Source organism: Flavobacterium sp. GW821-FHT12A05, from assembly GCF_058807735.1.
In genome coordinates this window covers 153,858-170,309 of the sequence record NZ_JBXAQY010000010.1, presented here as the reverse complement: position 1 = coordinate 170,309, position 16,452 = coordinate 153,858, and the positions used below count along the sequence as shown (strand labels likewise).

12 protein-coding genes are annotated in these 16,452 nt (G+C 31.7%); 2 read left to right on the top strand and 10 right to left on the bottom strand.

Annotated elements, in window-relative coordinates:
- Positions 1-42 precede the first annotated feature (42 nt).
- The gene (locus tag AC1RRQ_RS21595) at positions 43-666 is read left to right on the top strand and encodes a helix-turn-helix transcriptional regulator (protein ID WP_493025040.1); all 624 of its coding nucleotides are present in this window, start codon (positions 43-45) and stop codon (positions 664-666) included.
- Between the two features lie 104 nt (positions 667-770).
- On the opposite strand, the gene AC1RRQ_RS21590 is transcribed toward AC1RRQ_RS21595, so the two are convergent.
- From AC1RRQ_RS21590 to AC1RRQ_RS21545, 10 genes are all read right to left on the bottom strand, one after another.
- Positions 771-1,592: an alpha/beta fold hydrolase gene (locus AC1RRQ_RS21590; RefSeq protein WP_493025039.1), complete on the bottom strand. Its 822-nt coding sequence runs from the start codon at positions 1,590-1,592 to the stop codon at positions 771-773.
- A gap of 56 nt (positions 1,593-1,648) precedes the next feature.
- Positions 1,649-2,419, bottom strand: a complete 771-nt coding sequence (locus AC1RRQ_RS21585) for an alpha/beta hydrolase (RefSeq protein WP_493025038.1) — start codon at positions 2,417-2,419, stop codon at positions 1,649-1,651.
- A gap of 400 nt (positions 2,420-2,819) precedes the next feature.
- Positions 2,820-2,993 carry a hypothetical protein gene (locus AC1RRQ_RS21580; protein ID WP_493025037.1) on the bottom strand — a complete coding sequence of 58 codons (174 nt, stop codon included), beginning with the start codon at positions 2,991-2,993 and terminating at the stop codon, positions 2,820-2,822.
- Positions 2,994-3,279: 286 nt separating this feature from the next.
- Positions 3,280-3,648, bottom strand: coding sequence for a YbbC/YhhH family protein (locus AC1RRQ_RS21575; RefSeq protein ID WP_493025036.1), 369 nt, complete (start codon positions 3,646-3,648; stop codon positions 3,280-3,282).
- Between the two features lie 63 nt (positions 3,649-3,711).
- The gene (locus AC1RRQ_RS21570; RefSeq protein ID WP_493025035.1) at positions 3,712-3,951 is read right to left on the bottom strand and encodes a hypothetical protein; all 240 of its coding nucleotides are present in this window, start codon (positions 3,949-3,951) and stop codon (positions 3,712-3,714) included.
- Positions 3,952-4,303: 352 nt separating this feature from the next.
- Positions 4,304-5,056 carry a toxin-antitoxin system YwqK family antitoxin gene (locus tag AC1RRQ_RS21565; RefSeq protein ID WP_493025034.1) on the bottom strand — a complete coding sequence of 251 codons (753 nt, stop codon included), beginning with the start codon at positions 5,054-5,056 and terminating at the stop codon, positions 4,304-4,306.
- Positions 5,057-6,630: 1,574 nt separating this feature from the next.
- Positions 6,631-7,074 carry a hypothetical protein gene (locus AC1RRQ_RS21560; protein WP_493025032.1) on the bottom strand — a complete coding sequence of 148 codons (444 nt, stop codon included), beginning with the start codon at positions 7,072-7,074 and terminating at the stop codon, positions 6,631-6,633.
- Positions 7,075-7,079: 5 nt separating this feature from the next.
- On the bottom strand, positions 7,080-10,619 hold the full coding sequence (locus AC1RRQ_RS21555; RefSeq protein WP_493025031.1) for a DUF6443 domain-containing protein: 3,540 nt from the start codon (positions 10,617-10,619) through the stop codon (positions 7,080-7,082).
- 61 nt (positions 10,620-10,680) lie between these two features.
- A complete protein-coding gene (locus AC1RRQ_RS21550) occupies positions 10,681-13,950 on the bottom strand; it encodes a hypothetical protein (RefSeq protein WP_493025030.1) in 3,270 nt (1,089 codons plus the stop codon).
- Positions 13,951-14,573: 623 nt separating this feature from the next.
- On the bottom strand, positions 14,574-15,554 hold the full coding sequence (locus AC1RRQ_RS21545) for a YheT family hydrolase (RefSeq protein WP_493025029.1): 981 nt from the start codon (positions 15,552-15,554) through the stop codon (positions 14,574-14,576).
- 268 nt (positions 15,555-15,822) lie between these two features.
- Here AC1RRQ_RS21545 and AC1RRQ_RS21540 point away from each other — a divergent pair, with 268 nt between their 5' ends.
- Entirely contained in the window at positions 15,823-16,368 is a 546-nt protein-coding gene (locus tag AC1RRQ_RS21540) for a hypothetical protein (protein WP_493025028.1), read from the top strand.
- Positions 16,369-16,452: the final 84 nt, after the last annotated feature.

The following is a 16,452-nucleotide window of genomic DNA, read 5'->3' as shown; positions in this document are numbered from 1 at the left end:
TTTTTGCATAATAAAACAACTAAATACTTGTTTTATTATTTTATGACTACAAATAAGATTTTAATGCTGCTCAAAATGCGAGGTCCTCTTACGGCTCTCGAGATTGCTCATGAGCTTAAGATTACAAAGGAAGGTGTTAGACAACAGCTGGTTAAACTTGTTGAAGAAGATTTGATTCAGCCTCAGGAAGAATCTAAAGGTGTGGGAAGACCGCAGAAAACTTTTAGCATTACCGCAAATGGAAATGCGAAGTTCCCGGATACACATGCTGAATTAACCTTAAAACTAATTAATATTATTAGTTCAATGGGAAAAAATACTTTAGATGATGTTATTAATGTTTATGAAGAAGCGGGAAAAAAGAAGTACCATGAAGAAATTGATGCGATTCAAAACCTGGAACAAAAAATAGAAAAACTAGTAGAAATAAGAACCAGAGAAGGTTATATGGCCGAATATTCCGCTAATGATCTGGGGTTTCTGTTGGTTGAAAATCATTGTCCTATTTGTGCAGCGGCTACCATCTGCCAGGGTTTTTGTTCATCAGAATTAAATACATTTAGATCTGTACTAGGAGAAGAAGTTATTATTAATCGCATAAGTCATATAGTCGCAGGCGAAAGAAGATGCGCTTATCAGATTGAGAAACCGGTAATTGCTAACTAAGCTCAAGAATAAAAGAGAGAGGTAATTAAAATAAATTACCTCTCTCTTTTATTCTTATTTTCCAAAGAATTTCAGCTTCGGATTAAATTATAAATTGTTACCCCTTAGGATTTAATAAAGTTAAGCACATCTGAATTTACTTTATCAGCATCAGTTGTTGGTATTCCGTGGCAAAGTCCCGGGTAGGTGATTAACTTTCCGTTTTTTACCAATTTTATTGCTCTTAAAGCTGTAACCTGATAGGGTACGATTTGATCATCTTCGCCATGAAGTATTAGTACGGGTACATCAACACTTTTTAGGTCTTCGGTAAAATCTGTTTCAGAAAATGCTTTGATACAGTCAAAATGAGCTTTGATCCCACCGTTCATTCCCTGACGCCACCAATTATCCTGAATTCCTTTTTTAATATTGGCACCTTCTCTGTTATATCCATAAAACGGAAAAGTAATATCCTGATAAAACTGTTGTCTGTTATTGGCCGTATTAAAACGAATATCATCAAACACTTCAATTGGCACGCCATCCGGATTACCTTCGTTTTTAATCATATAAGGCGTTACCGCACTAATAAGTACTACTTTCGAAACTCTGTTTTTACCATATTTTGCAGCGTAGCGAATGGCTTCGCCCCCGCCTGTTGAATGTCCGATATGTATCGCATCTTTTAAATCTAAAAACGCAGTAAGTTCTGCTACATCTGCTGCATAAGTATCCATTTCGTTACCGGAATACGTTTGTGTAGATCTTCCATGCCCGCGTCTGTCATGTGCAATTACCCTAAATCCCTGATCTAAGAAAAATAGCATTTGTGCGTCCCAATCATCGGCAGATAAAGGCCATCCATGATGAAAAAAAATAGGTGTTCCTGTTCCCCAGTCTTTATAATAAATTTCTGTTCCGTCTTTTACTGTAATCTTGCCCATTGTATTTTGTTTTAATTGTTAGTATTAATTTCTATATACATTATTCGAATTACTTTTTATAATTTTTCGTACCAGTCTAAAATATAATCTGCTACGGCTTCCCAGCCTGGTTCTCCGCATATAAAGTGACTTTTTCCCTGAAAGATTTTCAGGTCGACTCTGCTGTTTCTGTCTTTATATTTTCTGGCTAGTGTAGTTGTAAGAGAGGAAGGAAAAATAGCATCACTCCCTCCGCCAATAAATAAAATGGGATTATGCGGTTTACTAAAATCAATATTAGAAAAAGAATTCAACACCAGTTCTCGGCTGACTTTATAACTTTCGGGAACTGCTACGGCATCAAAAGCGGCTACTCTTTCTCTTTCCGGAAGTGTATTAAAAAAACATTTGTCGTACCATTCCCGGCTGCCCATAAAATATTTTTTAGAAGAGAAAAAACCAAATGCCGGTATAACGGATTTTAATGTTGTAAATGGAGGAAATACATTTTTTGGCGGCGCACCATCAATACTTACAGCTGCTGCTGCTTTGCCTAATTCTAATAATTTCATAGACGCCATTCCTGCCATTGAATGTCCAATAACTAATGGTTTCTCAGGCAGTGTATCAATTAGTTTTATAATATTGTTTACCACGTCTATAAAACCCGTTTTTGTAAGGTCAGGATGAACTTGTTTTCGTAACTCAGAAGGAATTCCATCATGTCCGGGATTTGCGGGCGTATAAACAGTGTATCCTTTCTGTTCGTAACGCTCTTTCCACTTTTCCCAGCTGGTTTGGTTCACAAAGTTTCCATGTATCAGGATAATAGATTTTGATTTTGTCATAAGATTAATATTTAATGAGTAATTGAGGTTAATAAATATTGACACGCCTTACTTCTATATTAGCAGTATAATCCGGGCAAAGCACCTATTTAAAAAATCAGGTTTAATTTGTTTCTTGAGTATTTCAATACTTCAAAAACATGTTAACTTTTTTAATGTGCCTAAATATGAAAACAGATAAGCAAGCATTATGCTAATTTACTAATTTACTGATATTCAAATAAATAACGTTAAATAAAAATTTTACAGTTGCTATATTTCGCAAATAAATAACTCCTGTAGTGAAATATAAATAATTTGATTTTGACAAGACTTTGTAATTCTGACTTTAAAAGAATTGTGTTTAAAGTAGTATACATTTTATATCACGAACTGAGGACAAGGGGTTATTGAATTCTCATTATAATTTTTCTCTGGCATATAACATTTTCAGGTTAACATGAATTTGGAGTTTTAGTACATTTAAATACGTTTTAAAAGACAAAATCAAATCCACTTTAGACGGAAGTGCTTTGGTAAAGAGTTCGATGCAAAAGGAATTTAGAAAAACGGTGCCATCAACATTCTTGAACATGAAAGAAAGTATCAGGACTCCATTTCAACTGCTTCAAAAAGCTTTTAAAATCTGGAATAAAAACAGTATGTGAAAGAAAATATATCTGATATAGTAATTGTAGAGAAAAAATAAATGATAACATACATAACAATCTAAACAAAAAAGAAAAAAACTTGAAAGAAGAATATAAAAGGAAAAAGATGCATAATTGCATCTTTTTCCTTTTATATTCATAGTTATAGTGTAAAATCTAATCAATAGGCACAAAAAAACGCTTAACTACTTAATTAATTGACGTTTAAATTTATTTTCCATGATGAATTTTTAATATTTTACAATCACTTTTTTGTATTTCTATATAAGCAACTCCTCCTTTAGCGCCAAGATTAAGATCTTTTAAAGTTCCCTTCACAATCCAAATACCTGAATTTGTAAGTTCTGCTGTAAATGGTTTCTCGTTATATATTTTCTTTCCGTAAATTGGAAACCAAATTGCTTCAGCAATTTTAATAGCTGTCTCTTTATTAGGTACTAAATCATTTGGAAGAGGATCCTCAGGATATGCATCAATTCTTTTATAAACGATCTTATTTTCATCCTTTTCTTGTGCACTTGCATTATAACTTACAAGTAACAGAAAAGATATAAAAACTAAAAAAAAAATCTTTTTCATAATTTACAAATTTAATAATTTATATTCTTTTTTTAATAACTCTAGTCACATAGAACTTCTTTATTATAAACGTGTTGGATTTGGTAAATGAGTTGGCGGTTTTGGTGTCTGTCCTGGTATTACCACTGGCTTTGGTGTCTGTCCTGGTATAACTACCGGTATCGGTGTTGGACTTGGTGTTGGACTTGGCACTATCGGCATTGGAGTCAGTGGCGTCACAGGCATAACAGATGGAGGCGAAGTAGGATCATTACGATCATTTTCTAAATTACTATTAATTATGAATTCCCCTCGCTCCCGCACGAATCCTTTCGTGTGGCTATTTGCTAGTTAAAATCTAGTTTTCAGAACGTATCACGCCGAAAGATTCAAACATTGGTAAAAGTTTTTTTTATATTCTTTCTCTATTAATTCTGTACCAAACGAAAAGGTTCGTGTGAGAGGTGCAGAAAATTTTGGAATAGCAAAAAACTTGCATTATACGAGGCTTTTCTTCTTATATATTTTGTCGATTATCGTTGTGTCACACGAAAGGATTCGTGCGGAAGCGGGGCAGTCTATTAGCAATGGCTTTTATTTTCATTGCATTTACAGGCAATATACTCATCCCAACAGGTTAAAAAATCTTGTATTTTAACAAAATACATTACATTGATTACTTGACAATAATTGGAATATCAATATATACTCTTCTAGTTTTATGATTTACAATTTCTTTATTATTTGTATCTTCATAAAAATGTTCTTCAATATATCCTCTAAATTTTTTTTCACCCCTATTCTCAAAACCAATCTTAATTTTAAAAACAACACCATTGTCAGATGATTTTAACCCATCTTTATTCACTTCACTAATATTACAAAACTTATCATCAAAATCAGGTGAAAAATAGATGACCGATATTACACCATCTTTCTTTATTAAAGGAACATATCTGATAGTCAATTCATTAATTACCTTTGGTTCAAATTTAGAATTTTTAAAAGTATAAGAAAAAAAAGAACTCTTGGAAATATTTAACTTGCCATTTGATTCATAATTCCACTCTTGATTGGGATATTCAATATTACATATATTTTTAAACTCCACTATCTTTTTCATTCTGTCATTAGAATCGTAATATTTCCATTTCCCTTCTTTTATTTTATTAATTGTATTTCCTTCAGATATTAATTTTCCTTCACTTGTAAAAGATTTAAAGTAGAAAGAATTGTTATTACGTTTATTAAAATAACTTTTGTTTACTATTCCATTTTTATAATATATAGCAGAATCTAAAAAAATTTCGTTGCTAACAAACATTTTAGAAATAATTTTACCCTCTTTATTATATTCGATTATTTCGTTACTTTTCTCGTTACATGAAAATAAGCTAATCAAAATTAATCCTAAAAATATTTTTTTCATTTTATCTTTTCTTTTCTATTTTAATGAATAATAACTTCCTGTGGAACTAGGCAAGCTCCTTAAACTATCTCTTTGTCTTGGTCCATCGACTCTCAATTGAACCCCGCTCCCGCACGAATCCTTTCGTGTGGCTATTTGCTAGTAAAAATCTAGTTTTCAGAACGTATTACACCAAAAGGTTCAAGCATTTGTAAAAGTTTTTTTTATATTCTTTATCTATTAATTCTGCACCACACGAAAGGGTTCGTGTGGTGCAGAAAATTTTGGAATAGCAAAAAACTCGCATTATACGAGGCTTTTCTTCTTATATATTTTGTCGATTATCGTTGTGCCACACGAAAGGATTCGTGCGGAAGCGGGGATAATAGTATGAATTTCTGATTTATCCCTAAATGACACTTTGCTTACTTAATAGATAAATTAATACTTAACTCGATAAATCAGTGTTTTGGAACATTGACACATTTGTATGAGTCATAAAATCAAAAGCCACTACTTAAGTAATGACTTTTGATTAATATAGCTTAATAGTTTTTTATTAAATAGTAAATCCAAAAACCAATTACTGTACTTAGTGGAAATAAAAGAAAAAACCAAAAAGAGTTAATTAACTGATTGTATTTTGATTTTTTAAATTTGATTATAATTTTACTCAATCTATCATTTATAGCATATATAACTACATTAATGATGATAATAATAATACAAAAAAATATAACAAATATTTTAACATAATTTCGTAACCCATTTTCCTTTAAGATGTCTACAATTAGAAAAACAATAGGAATCAATAGCATAATTTCTGTCAATGATATATATATAATAGCAGGAACTAACCCAGTATCATCCTTTTTCTTAAAGGACATATATATTCTGTAAAAACAATAATCTAAAAATTTCATCTTACTTCAAATTTATTAACATTCCATTATCTTTATCAAAATTTTCTTCGACTGCTTCATCCAAATGAGCCCCGCTCCCGCACGAATCCTTTCGTGTGGCTATTTGCTAGTTAAAATCTAGTTTTCAGAACGTATCACGCCAAAAGATTCAAACATTGGTAAAAGTTTTTTTTATATTCTTTCTCTATTAATTCTGCACCAAACGAAAAGGTTCGTGTGAGAGGTGCAGAAAATTTTGGAATAGCAAAAAACTTGCATTATACGAGACTTTTCTTCTTATATATTTTGTCGATTATCGTTGTGTCACACGAAAGGATTCGTGCGGAAGTGGGGGGCAGAATAAATCCGACTGTCAGTACAATATTCAAAATCGCCAGAAGTTTAGAAGTTCCACCAAGCGAATTATTTAATTTTGAGTTACCTTCTTTTCAAAACGAATAATCCTCTATTTAATATTTAGAACAAAGCCACTCCGTAATGAAGTGGCTTTTTTATTGATTTAGATTGTGGGTACGAATTGAGACACGTTTGTACAACATCTTACAAGAACTCCTCGGAGAGCAAGGGTTTTAATTTTTATGCGATATTAATATTTGATTTTTTGTAAATGTTAGATGCAGCAATTAACCAATAATACATCTGATAGATTACCCATCTAATACATAACCTACTTTATCTAATCTGAACACTACCCCTACTGTTTTTTATCATCTCATAAACTTTACCAATAGTTATAGAATCATCACTTGTAAATTCCCAATATGAAGAATCAATTAACTCAATAACAAAGTGGCATTTTTCATACATATCATTATCGTTTGTAAATCTTTTCAAATTATCCTTATTTGAATCTCCTATTAGAGTAATTTCTAATAATTGTTCCAAATTTCTTGATAGTTCGATTAACTCTCGAAACTTATATTCAATGCCAGATTCTGATTTTTTAATTTTATTTTCAAAATCAATAATTGAATCATTTAATTTCCAAACTCCTTCAAACCATAAAATCTTCCATTTATATAAATCAGGTTTATCTATGCAATTTAGAATGTCTTCAAAAGATAATGACAAAACATTTTCATCTTTATTTCCCTTTAATAATAATTTTGTCTTCATAATTTTTATTTCAGTGGCTCAGTTCCTCCTCTTTTAGGTGTCCCTCCTGTTGAGCTTGGTTCATATCTGTGTTGATGTGGATTAGGGTGATTAGCTGGTCTTCCATGGTCGGTATGGTCAATATCCTTTACTGCTTTTCCATCTTTATCAAATTCCCTTCCTTGTTTATATTCTCCTTTTCTTCCTTGTTTAGTACCCAATTGAGTGTGTGCAGTTCCTTCTGCTTCTGGGTCAGGTTTTGGATTTCCATTTTTATCTCTTCTTAATGGGTCTTTTAAACTTCTATCAGATTTGCTATTTGATTCAGACTTTGCTTTTTCAGCTGTTTTCTCAACTGCATTTCTAGTTTTACTAGCATTAGAAAGTTTATTTAAAGTCGATGCATCTCTTACTACAGGAATTGTTGATAATATTATAGCATTTTTTATTCCTTTAGCTTCACCCATTCTTCTTCCATCTAGACGGTCTTTGGTAGGAGCCATTACTGGTTCAGGAGTTAGTAAATATATTACCAAAGCAATAACTGGACAAATTGGACATCTCCCGTCTGGGTCATTAAAACTTATAGGATTATTGTAACCATATCCATAAGGGTTTAAATTATCAGGATTATAAATCCCCCCTCCTGTATCCAATTTTGTAGTTAAAGCCTCCAAAACCTCGTTTTCATCTTCGTCATCGACTTTACTATCATCAAAAGCGAATTTTAAATCATTTAATAATGGGTCAGGACTTATCCATCTGCCAAGTGCAGGGTCATAATTACGCCAACCATAATCGTACATATTAAGCCCCAGCTCTTCTTGAAGTTCTTTTCCGTTGTACTTATACTTCTGTGCTGTACTACTACCAGTTGTTAAAACGTTAATATTATTGTACCCCATATGCTTAAGACCAAACGGATAATAGTTGTTTTCTTCCTGAATAATGAGGTTTTTATCATAACTTAAACGAACGTTTCCTAAATGATCCTTGTATTGGTAAATATAATCAAAAGTTCCTAAATTATATGCTACATAACCTTCGGGCTGTGAGAAAAATTTCAATTGATTATCTTCATAAATAAAGCTTCCTGCATAATCTGTTACAATTCCATTTGCTGTTTTTTGCTGCTTTACTCCTTTGGCATCATATTCATAAACTATGTTTTGTCCCCCAATAGTTACCTGTGTTGGTAAATTAAGGTAGTTATAAGTTATATTGGTAATTCCTTTATTAGTATCAGTTAACATGTTTCCATTATCATCATAGGTATAATCTATGGTTGTGTCTGATCCTGATCCTATAAAATCGTCTTTAAATCCATAAGTATCATTAGCACTATCTGATACTATTTGCAGTTTATTTCCTGCATCGTACGTATAAATAAGGTTATCCATAGTGCCAAAATCGGTTGGATTAGTAATTAAAGGAACGCCCCCCACAACTTGTCCTAATCTTACCAAACTTGTAATATTTCCGTTTTTATCGTAATTTAAACTCTCATTAAATTTGTTTAAATTATCAACAGCACTCTTCAGCCTGTTTAATTTATCGTACGTATATATATAATTTTTTATACTACTATCCCGATTTGCCGTTTTCCAAAGAGTCTGGCTAATATTTCCGTTGAATAACTTTTTGTTGGTGTCAGCAATATCATTGTAATTAATTTGAAAAGCGAATAAATCAGCTCCTATAGCATTGACATCATTAATATTTTTAAGCCATCCTCTAATATTATATTTAAAATCTACAGTTTGTAAGCCCTGAGTTGTTTTTCCACCCACTTTTTTACTAACTACTTGCCCTAACTCATCATAAGTATTGGCAACAATAATTTCAGGTGTTACTGCTCCGTTTATGGCTTGCTCTTGTTTTGTTAGTCTTCCTGCAGCATCATAGGTAAAAGCATCAACTATAGTGGTGGTAACATTATTTCTAAAATGTGTAGCTGTCGTTTTTAAAACCTTACCCACAAAATCAAGATCAGTTTTTATGGTGCTCGTTGTACCTAAATAGTCATTTTTACTGTAGTTATAAGTTGGCCTTCCTTTGGCATCATAGTAATTCCAGTTGGTGATCCAATCAGATTTTCCTAAAATGCGCACTTTACTTCCTGTTGTCAGACCTTTGGCATTTATAATAGGTGTTGGAGCAGCCACAGGGAGTGTATCAAAACTATAATCATCATAATAGTTGATGGTAAGCAAATTGATATTTGAATCATTTATATTTGGAAAAGCATTGTTACTGTAATAAATTGTCGTTCCGTTTATAGAGTTTGCAATTTGTTTAGTTTCAAAAATTGATGCACTTGCATTTGCTAACAACTGTAAAGCATTACGTGCAATTTGTACTGTATTTTTGTACTCTCCAGTGTAAACAGGTCTGTTAAAGGCGTCGTACTTGGTGAACAACCATTTTTTACCTACTCTTAAATTAGCATCCTGGATTAAAATTGGTCTGTCTAGTTTATCATAAATGATATACTCCCATTGCTTTCCCGGTAATTTTTTTTCAACTAAACGATTGCGATGATCGTATTTATACTGGTAGCACAAATCATTTAATACCGTAACGGTAATGCTGCCGTCTGCTTTTGGTGGAATAACATAAGTTAGATTTCCGTAAATATCATATACATAATACGTATCATGTTTAATTCCTGATTCGTAAGTTCTTTTAAGAACAATTTGACCTTTTTTATTTTTAAATTCTACAGTAGATCCATCTGATTCAATTGGGTTGGCAGTTGTATTTTCATCATAAGTAACCGTTTTAAATAATTGATTAGCTACGTAATTTCCTCCTTCTGAAAAAGTTATTTCAAACAATCCCGAAGCTGCATTCCATGTTGCTGTTGCATAATATAATTTTACCTCATCGGCAGTATTAGTCTGGTAATCGAGTTTAATTTCATGTCCGGAATTTATAGCCCAATCTTTACCTGGTGCTGCTTGTTTAAAAACACGATTCAACGGCGATTTTTCAAACTCTTTTTGAGAAAATGGATTGGGCACAAGAGCGTTAATATCGGCAGCATAATTTGACTTATAATAATCATTTGTGTTTATTTCTGCATTATTTTTATAAGTTCCGTTAACACCAGAAATATCCATATAAGGAAGATATTCTTTATCCTCCCTGCCAAAATTGTCATACGAAATATGTGTAACAATATCCTTCTTAGATGGAGATCCCTTTATCGCTATATTTTGTATAGACCTCCCTAATCCATCATAATATATAATACTTTCGATAACATCTGAATCACTTGCAATTGAAGAACTATTGGTTAAGGCCGTTTGAAATACACGACTAAAAATATAGTTTTCGTTACTTAATGAAAAAGGAGAGTAAGTATTAGGAACTACTTTAGCAACAAAGATACTTCCAGCCTTAATCGATGTTTGCGGCTTCAAATTAATGCTTTTTGAAGCTATAAGAGTTTCAGAACCCGTAACTACATAATTTGATTTAGTAATAATTTCAGGAATTTGTGCTATTAATTTAGACGAGAAAAAAAATAAAAATACGATTATAAACCTAAATGCTTTTTTCATAAAATAAAGATGTTGCGATCGTTTAAACAATTTGATTAGAATTATGAATTAATTATTTAAGTTAATTTTCAGGATTTGGAAGTTCTTTATACTTATATTGATTTTCTTTTAGAAGAAAGCCATCTTTGTCTTTTATTGTTTTTAAGCGCAGCATACTATCATATTCAAAATATGTGACCTGCTCCTTATCATCTGAATACCAAGTCACTCCAGTCAGCAAATCATAGGTATAAGTCTTTATCATTGCATTTGGAAATGAAATCCTTAAATTATTCAAAGCATTCCTTAATGCATTTTCAGTTACTCCGCCAATTCCATTATCAATATCAAGATTCGACAGATTTAATAAATTCACAATAGTTTGATTTGAAATGGTCTGATAGGCTACATTTTCTAAAATCGCTATTGGTTTAGTACTGTTATATCCCCACAAAATTGATACAGGTGAACCATTTTCTTTTTTGTATTCGACTATATTACCCTTAGCATCATAATTAGTATAAAGAAATTCTTTTTCAAATGCATTATCACCTTTTCTAACAAATGATTCTTTCGGGACGGGTATGTTAGTTGTAATTCCATTAGCATTTATTTGATAATCCATTTTTTTCTCTGACAAAGGATCTAAAAATAAAGGATCGATAGGATCACCTTGAATTTTTTCTGCTTTTTCAGCAATTATTGGAAGAACATTTTTATTTACCATAATGTTATTTATCGCTGTATTGGATTCAAAAGGATATTCATATGTTGTTTTCTCTGCTATATTACTTTCTGAGCTTAACATGTAATCATACTTTAAAAAAGTACTGCCGTTATTTACTAAAGGTTCCGTATAAGATTGAGGGTATCTTACATAACTCTTATTTTTAAGTAAATAAATAAAGTTCCCATTTGGACTATATATATTGTCAACTTCTTCTACCAAATATTTGTCTGAATAAGGTATTTTGTATGCTGCGCAAAAAGGCAAAAACCAATAGGAATTACCATAAGGGCTAGAACAACCTGTGCAGCCAATATGATAACTAAAATTTAAATTCACCGCATTTACCTGAAGTGAATTTAATGCTTGATATTTATACTGGCTTTTTTGCAATAAAATATTACTTTCATTATAGATCATTTTTTCTTTAATAAATCCTCTTTCATAACTTCTGTCTGTCTTTGGAACGAAAGGTAAAGCAGCCGGATGTAAAACTACAGGATCAATATCCGGGAATTCTTCATAATTAGAAAATTTATAATGTGTGTAACCATTCCCTGATGTCTTTTCAATCACATCCGTATATTCCAATTGAACTCCCATGAAATTTGCCATAGAAGTCAATGAATTTAACGATCTGGTATAAAGAGGGCTTCCATTAGCAGTTAATTGTGTAGGGTAACTAATATTTCCAGAATCTTTAAAATAAACGGGATTATATATTAAATTACCACTCGAAGTATTATCTGTAATTGATTTAGTGTACTGATATTCTTTTATTTCAATAGAGTTATTAAAATTATTGATTATTTTTTTTATTCTCAATCCGCCAATTATTCCACTAGAAGAAACTAATTGGTTATTATCGTTTAGTTTTTTAGAATAGGAATGAGGTTCGAATTCAAATTCAGTATAACCTCCGGTTGGATAAATGATTTTTCTTAACGAGCCAGCCAACGCATTTTGATTGGTCGCTCTAGAAGCATTTAATTCAGTAGTCCAGAAATTATAATCCTTAAAGTTCAGGGTGAACTTAAAAGGCAGGGCATTATAATATCCTAAATGATCAACAGACAAATTAAGAAAACCTGGAAGATTTGGACCGCTGTATTCAAATTTGTATTTTTTTGAATTATTAAAATCAAGACCCGTTAACATCAAACGTATTCCATTAGCATCAAAAAAACTAAGGTTTACATTAATCAAATTATTTGAATTGTCCTTAATCTCAATATTAGTGAGCTTTTTGTTTTTCAACCTATCCCAAATACTAATAGAATTTCCACCACTACTGTTGGTTATTAAATCCGGCTCTTTAGATAAAAAATACATGTCAACATTCCCGCCATAAGTATTGCCATATAAAGTTTCAGTTCTATCGTCTATAAGCGGGTTTCCTCCTCCTCTTGTGTATTTAAAAGCATTTTGCACTAATTCCGAATTAAAATTTACTTCAATTCCAGATTCTGTTTTAATCTTTTTTAAATAACTAGGAAGTATTAATTGTCCCGAAGCTCCAAATCCAGCCGAATGCCAGTCTCTATTTGGTGAAAATTCTGCAATTGAAGTATTTGACACATTTGGTCCGCCATCATAAGCACTTGTATACAAGCTGGCGTTAAAATTCATATTAAATTTTCCTTGCCAAGGCCCTTTTTCATACTCGAATTTAAATAAAATATTTTCATTTATATCGGTGACCTTTGTTAAATAAAAAGCACTCGAAATACATCTTGCATCTTTATTTAATGGAGGTCTGTCACAAAAAATATTGGTAAATGTTAGTTCAACCTGATCGAATAAATATTTATTCCCTTTTTCATCTACTAAGGTAATTTTATTAATTACTTTTGGATATGTATAAATGGTCGAGTCAAGCATATTTCCCTGAAATTTTGGTGTTGGGTATGCGATATCAGTATCTAAATTGCAAACAACCTTTAAATTAGAGTTCGAAAATACTTTCCATTGGCCATCGTGACCAAGAAAAAAGTGTCCCGTATGTCCCATAAAATTGAATGTAAACAAATCAGGTTCTAAATCCATCCTAAAATTTTGTTCTCTCATTTTACCAGCCTCATAGAAATTCAAATATGAATTGTAAGCCAGATTAGTCAAATTGGTTGTGTTATCCCAATTACTAACATTGAGTTTTGCTGTATGATAAAAATAACCTCTTTGAAAAAGTTCTTGATATGACAATCCTCCTCCTATTGAAGTAGGCCACTCAGCATAAGCAGGAGTAATAGGGTTAGTATTAATATCTTTACCATGAAAAAAATTCAATTCATCATAAGAAGTTCCTCTAACCGATCGGGTAATTACCCCTCCTGCATTTAGTGACCAATTTGACCCTACCCATCCCGGAACGTCATCAACCCTTACACCTCTAGGATTATATTGCAAATTAATATCCAATTCAACCCCACGCTCATTTAATTTATGTATAGGTATACCTATGTTAGGTGTGCCAGTGTATAAACTGACAGGAACATCTCCAAATGTTCCTAATGTAGTGGAATTAGCAGACTGAAAATTAATCATAGGCGATACATCTGTCTTAAATTGAGAATGTCCTATAGCTGATATAAATAAGAAAGTACTTAATGCAATTAATTTTTTCATTTTATTGTTTTTAATTTCCGTTGAGTGAAATTAGATTATTTGATTTTTAATATTATTTATTGATCTATCAAAGATGAATCTATTAATCGCCAAAATTATAGATGCAAAACGTCCCCAATGATAAAGTAGTTTTTGGATTATACTCTTATACACATCGGAACTTTCTTGAGAGAAAATATAATTAACTGGTAATAGAAAACAAGTTAAAATAATTTTCAATTTAACATTTAGTTCAAAAAAATGAAAAATAACTGTTTTTAACAAGGATATAATGTTAACAAATGAACAACAATCATGTCATTATACTCACAAAGCTGAAATATAGATTATTAGGAATTTTAGTAAAAATATTTAATACTAGATTATTATTTCTTTTACCATAAAAAACTAACGTTTAACTAATATCAACACTATTAATTAATTTTAAATTGTACTATCCTAGCGCTTTTTTTCACTAATTAAAAATAATTATATAGACCTTTTTAGATTTGTAGATATCACTTTTTGACTATGAGACAGATTCCGAACTTAAGCTCAGATTCCTTCTTTTTATCCACAAAAAAAGTCCTAATTTTCATTAGGACTTTGTATCATCTAAAAATACGAGATTATTTTATTTTAAATTAAGCTTTAAAAACCTCTAAAGGTCCGCAGGATTCAAAAAACTCATACGCTCTTTTTTCTGCATAAGAATACGCCGAATTACGAAGCGGAAATGCGCAGTGTCCGCCATACTTTGGGGTTTCGAGATAAACGTATGCACTGTCTTTTGCTATGGCTCTAGGGTAACATCTTTCGCCCAAAAAAGGATCATCAAGAGAATTAATTATTAAAACCGGAGTAGTTATATTTTTAAGAGAAAACTCAGGAGAAACCTGCTCATAGTAATCATCACGGCTTGCAAAGCCATGCAATGGTGCTGTAAAATATTGATCTACCTCATCAAAAGAAGTAATATTATCGATCTGATCACTATTTATAAAATCAGGAAATTGTGCTGCTTTGTGTTTGAGTTTCTTTTTAATATCAATTGTAAAATTCTTTAAATAAACTCTGTTAAAGCCTTGTTTGAGCACTTCGGCACTTGTTGCGATATGGGTTGGCACCGAAATCGATACGGCTGCTTTTATGCGTTCATCGATTTTTGTCCATCCAAAATAATTCAACAGCTGAACGCCTCCCATTGAATATCCAATTAAATAAAGATCTTCGAATCCTTTTTGCAAAACAAACTGAACCACCTCATCCAGATCATCAACTGCTCCGTGATGATACAATCTTGGAAGTCGGTTCATTTCGCCGCCACAAGTACGATTGTTCCAGGCAAAAACAGAAAAGCCTTTCTGCTGAAAATAAGCCGCACAGCTGTTATTATAAGTTCTGCGGGAATCTCCTTCTAAACCATGACATAAAATAACGGCCTTTTTGGGATCATTTAGAATAAAATCGATATTAATAAAATCTCCGTCGCTTAACTCACGTTTTTCTCTTGTATATCCTGGCGCTTCAAATCGTTTAAACAAAGCAGCATAAATAGTAGAAACGTGCCTGTTGCGATGAATAATAGAAGGAAAATTATATTCTGATTGTTCAATTATAGGCATAATAAAAAGTTTTTTATGGTGCGTTTGATACAAATTTAAGAAATCAATCGATATGTCGTTAAAACTTTAATTTTTAATTCGAAATAGTTTGTTTTTCTCTCAAAATTTGTATTTAATTAATAAAAGAAACTAATTCTTTTCCTGCTTCGGTATCCTTGAAATTACTGAGAATGATTTTCCCAAATCACCTGTTTTTCAGGATAAAAATCTATTTGTAACTATAACCCTATTCACAATAAATTATTACTTTTAAATCAAAGAACTGAAAATGGCACCAACTGAAAATTTAGAAATACCGAAAATAAATTTTGATGCAAATGGAGAGCTTATTATTACGGCCTCTTCAACTTCTTCTAAAAATGATTTTGATTTTTTTGAAGGAAAGTGGAAACTGCGCAACAAAAAATTAAACTCCAGATTGTCTAATTGTACAGAATGGACTGAATTTGAATCGACTCAGGAAATGTACAGAGTCCTAAACGGAATTGGTAATATTGATAATTTTCTTGCAACTTTTGACGGTGAACCATTTGAAGGAATGACGGTTCGATTATTCAACCCAAAAAGTAAATTGTGGAGTATTTATTGGGCCGATTCTAATGAAGGAAAACTTGACCCGCCAGTATTGGGCTCTTTTGAAAACAACGTAGGACATTTTGTTACTAAAGACGTTTTTAATGGAAAAAATATTTTAGTCGTTTTTCGCTGGGACGCACGAGATAAAAATAATCCTGTTTGGAGTCAGGCATTTTCTGATGACAATGGAAATTCCTGGGAATGGAACTGGTATATGTATATGTCTAAGTTTGAGTAAAATTCAATTGTCACAGTTTTGCCTGCATCGGCAAAAATAACGCATTTTTTAAATAAAATTTATGCTATATTTGCCGATAACGGA

Excerpts from the sequence above, each read along its gene's own strand:
- AC1RRQ_RS21550 (WP_493025030.1), bottom strand. The coding sequence starts at position 13,950 with ATGAAAAAATTAATTGCATTAAGTACTTTCTTATTTATATCAGCTATA.
- AC1RRQ_RS21590 (WP_493025039.1), bottom strand. The coding sequence starts at position 1,592 with ATGGGCAAGATTACAGTAAAAGACGGAACAGAAATTTATTATAAAGAC.
- AC1RRQ_RS21595 (WP_493025040.1), top strand. The coding sequence starts at position 43 with ATGACTACAAATAAGATTTTAATGCTGCTCAAAATGCGAGGTCCTCTT.
- AC1RRQ_RS21560 (WP_493025032.1), bottom strand. The coding sequence starts at position 7,074 with ATGAAGACAAAATTATTATTAAAGGGAAATAAAGATGAAAATGTTTTG.
- AC1RRQ_RS21575 (WP_493025036.1), bottom strand. The coding sequence starts at position 3,648 with ATGAAAAAGATTTTTTTTTTAGTTTTTATATCTTTTCTGTTACTTGTA.
- AC1RRQ_RS21565 (WP_493025034.1), bottom strand. The coding sequence starts at position 5,056 with ATGAAAAAAATATTTTTAGGATTAATTTTGATTAGCTTATTTTCATGT.
- AC1RRQ_RS21555 (WP_493025031.1), bottom strand. The coding sequence starts at position 10,619 with ATGAAAAAAGCATTTAGGTTTATAATCGTATTTTTATTTTTTTTCTCG.
- AC1RRQ_RS21580 (WP_493025037.1), bottom strand. The coding sequence starts at position 2,993 with ATGTTCAAGAATGTTGATGGCACCGTTTTTCTAAATTCCTTTTGCATC.
- AC1RRQ_RS21585 (WP_493025038.1), bottom strand. The coding sequence starts at position 2,419 with ATGACAAAATCAAAATCTATTATCCTGATACATGGAAACTTTGTGAAC.
- AC1RRQ_RS21540 (WP_493025028.1), top strand. The coding sequence starts at position 15,823 with ATGGCACCAACTGAAAATTTAGAAATACCGAAAATAAATTTTGATGCA.
- AC1RRQ_RS21545 (WP_493025029.1), bottom strand. The coding sequence starts at position 15,554 with ATGCCTATAATTGAACAATCAGAATATAATTTTCCTTCTATTATTCAT.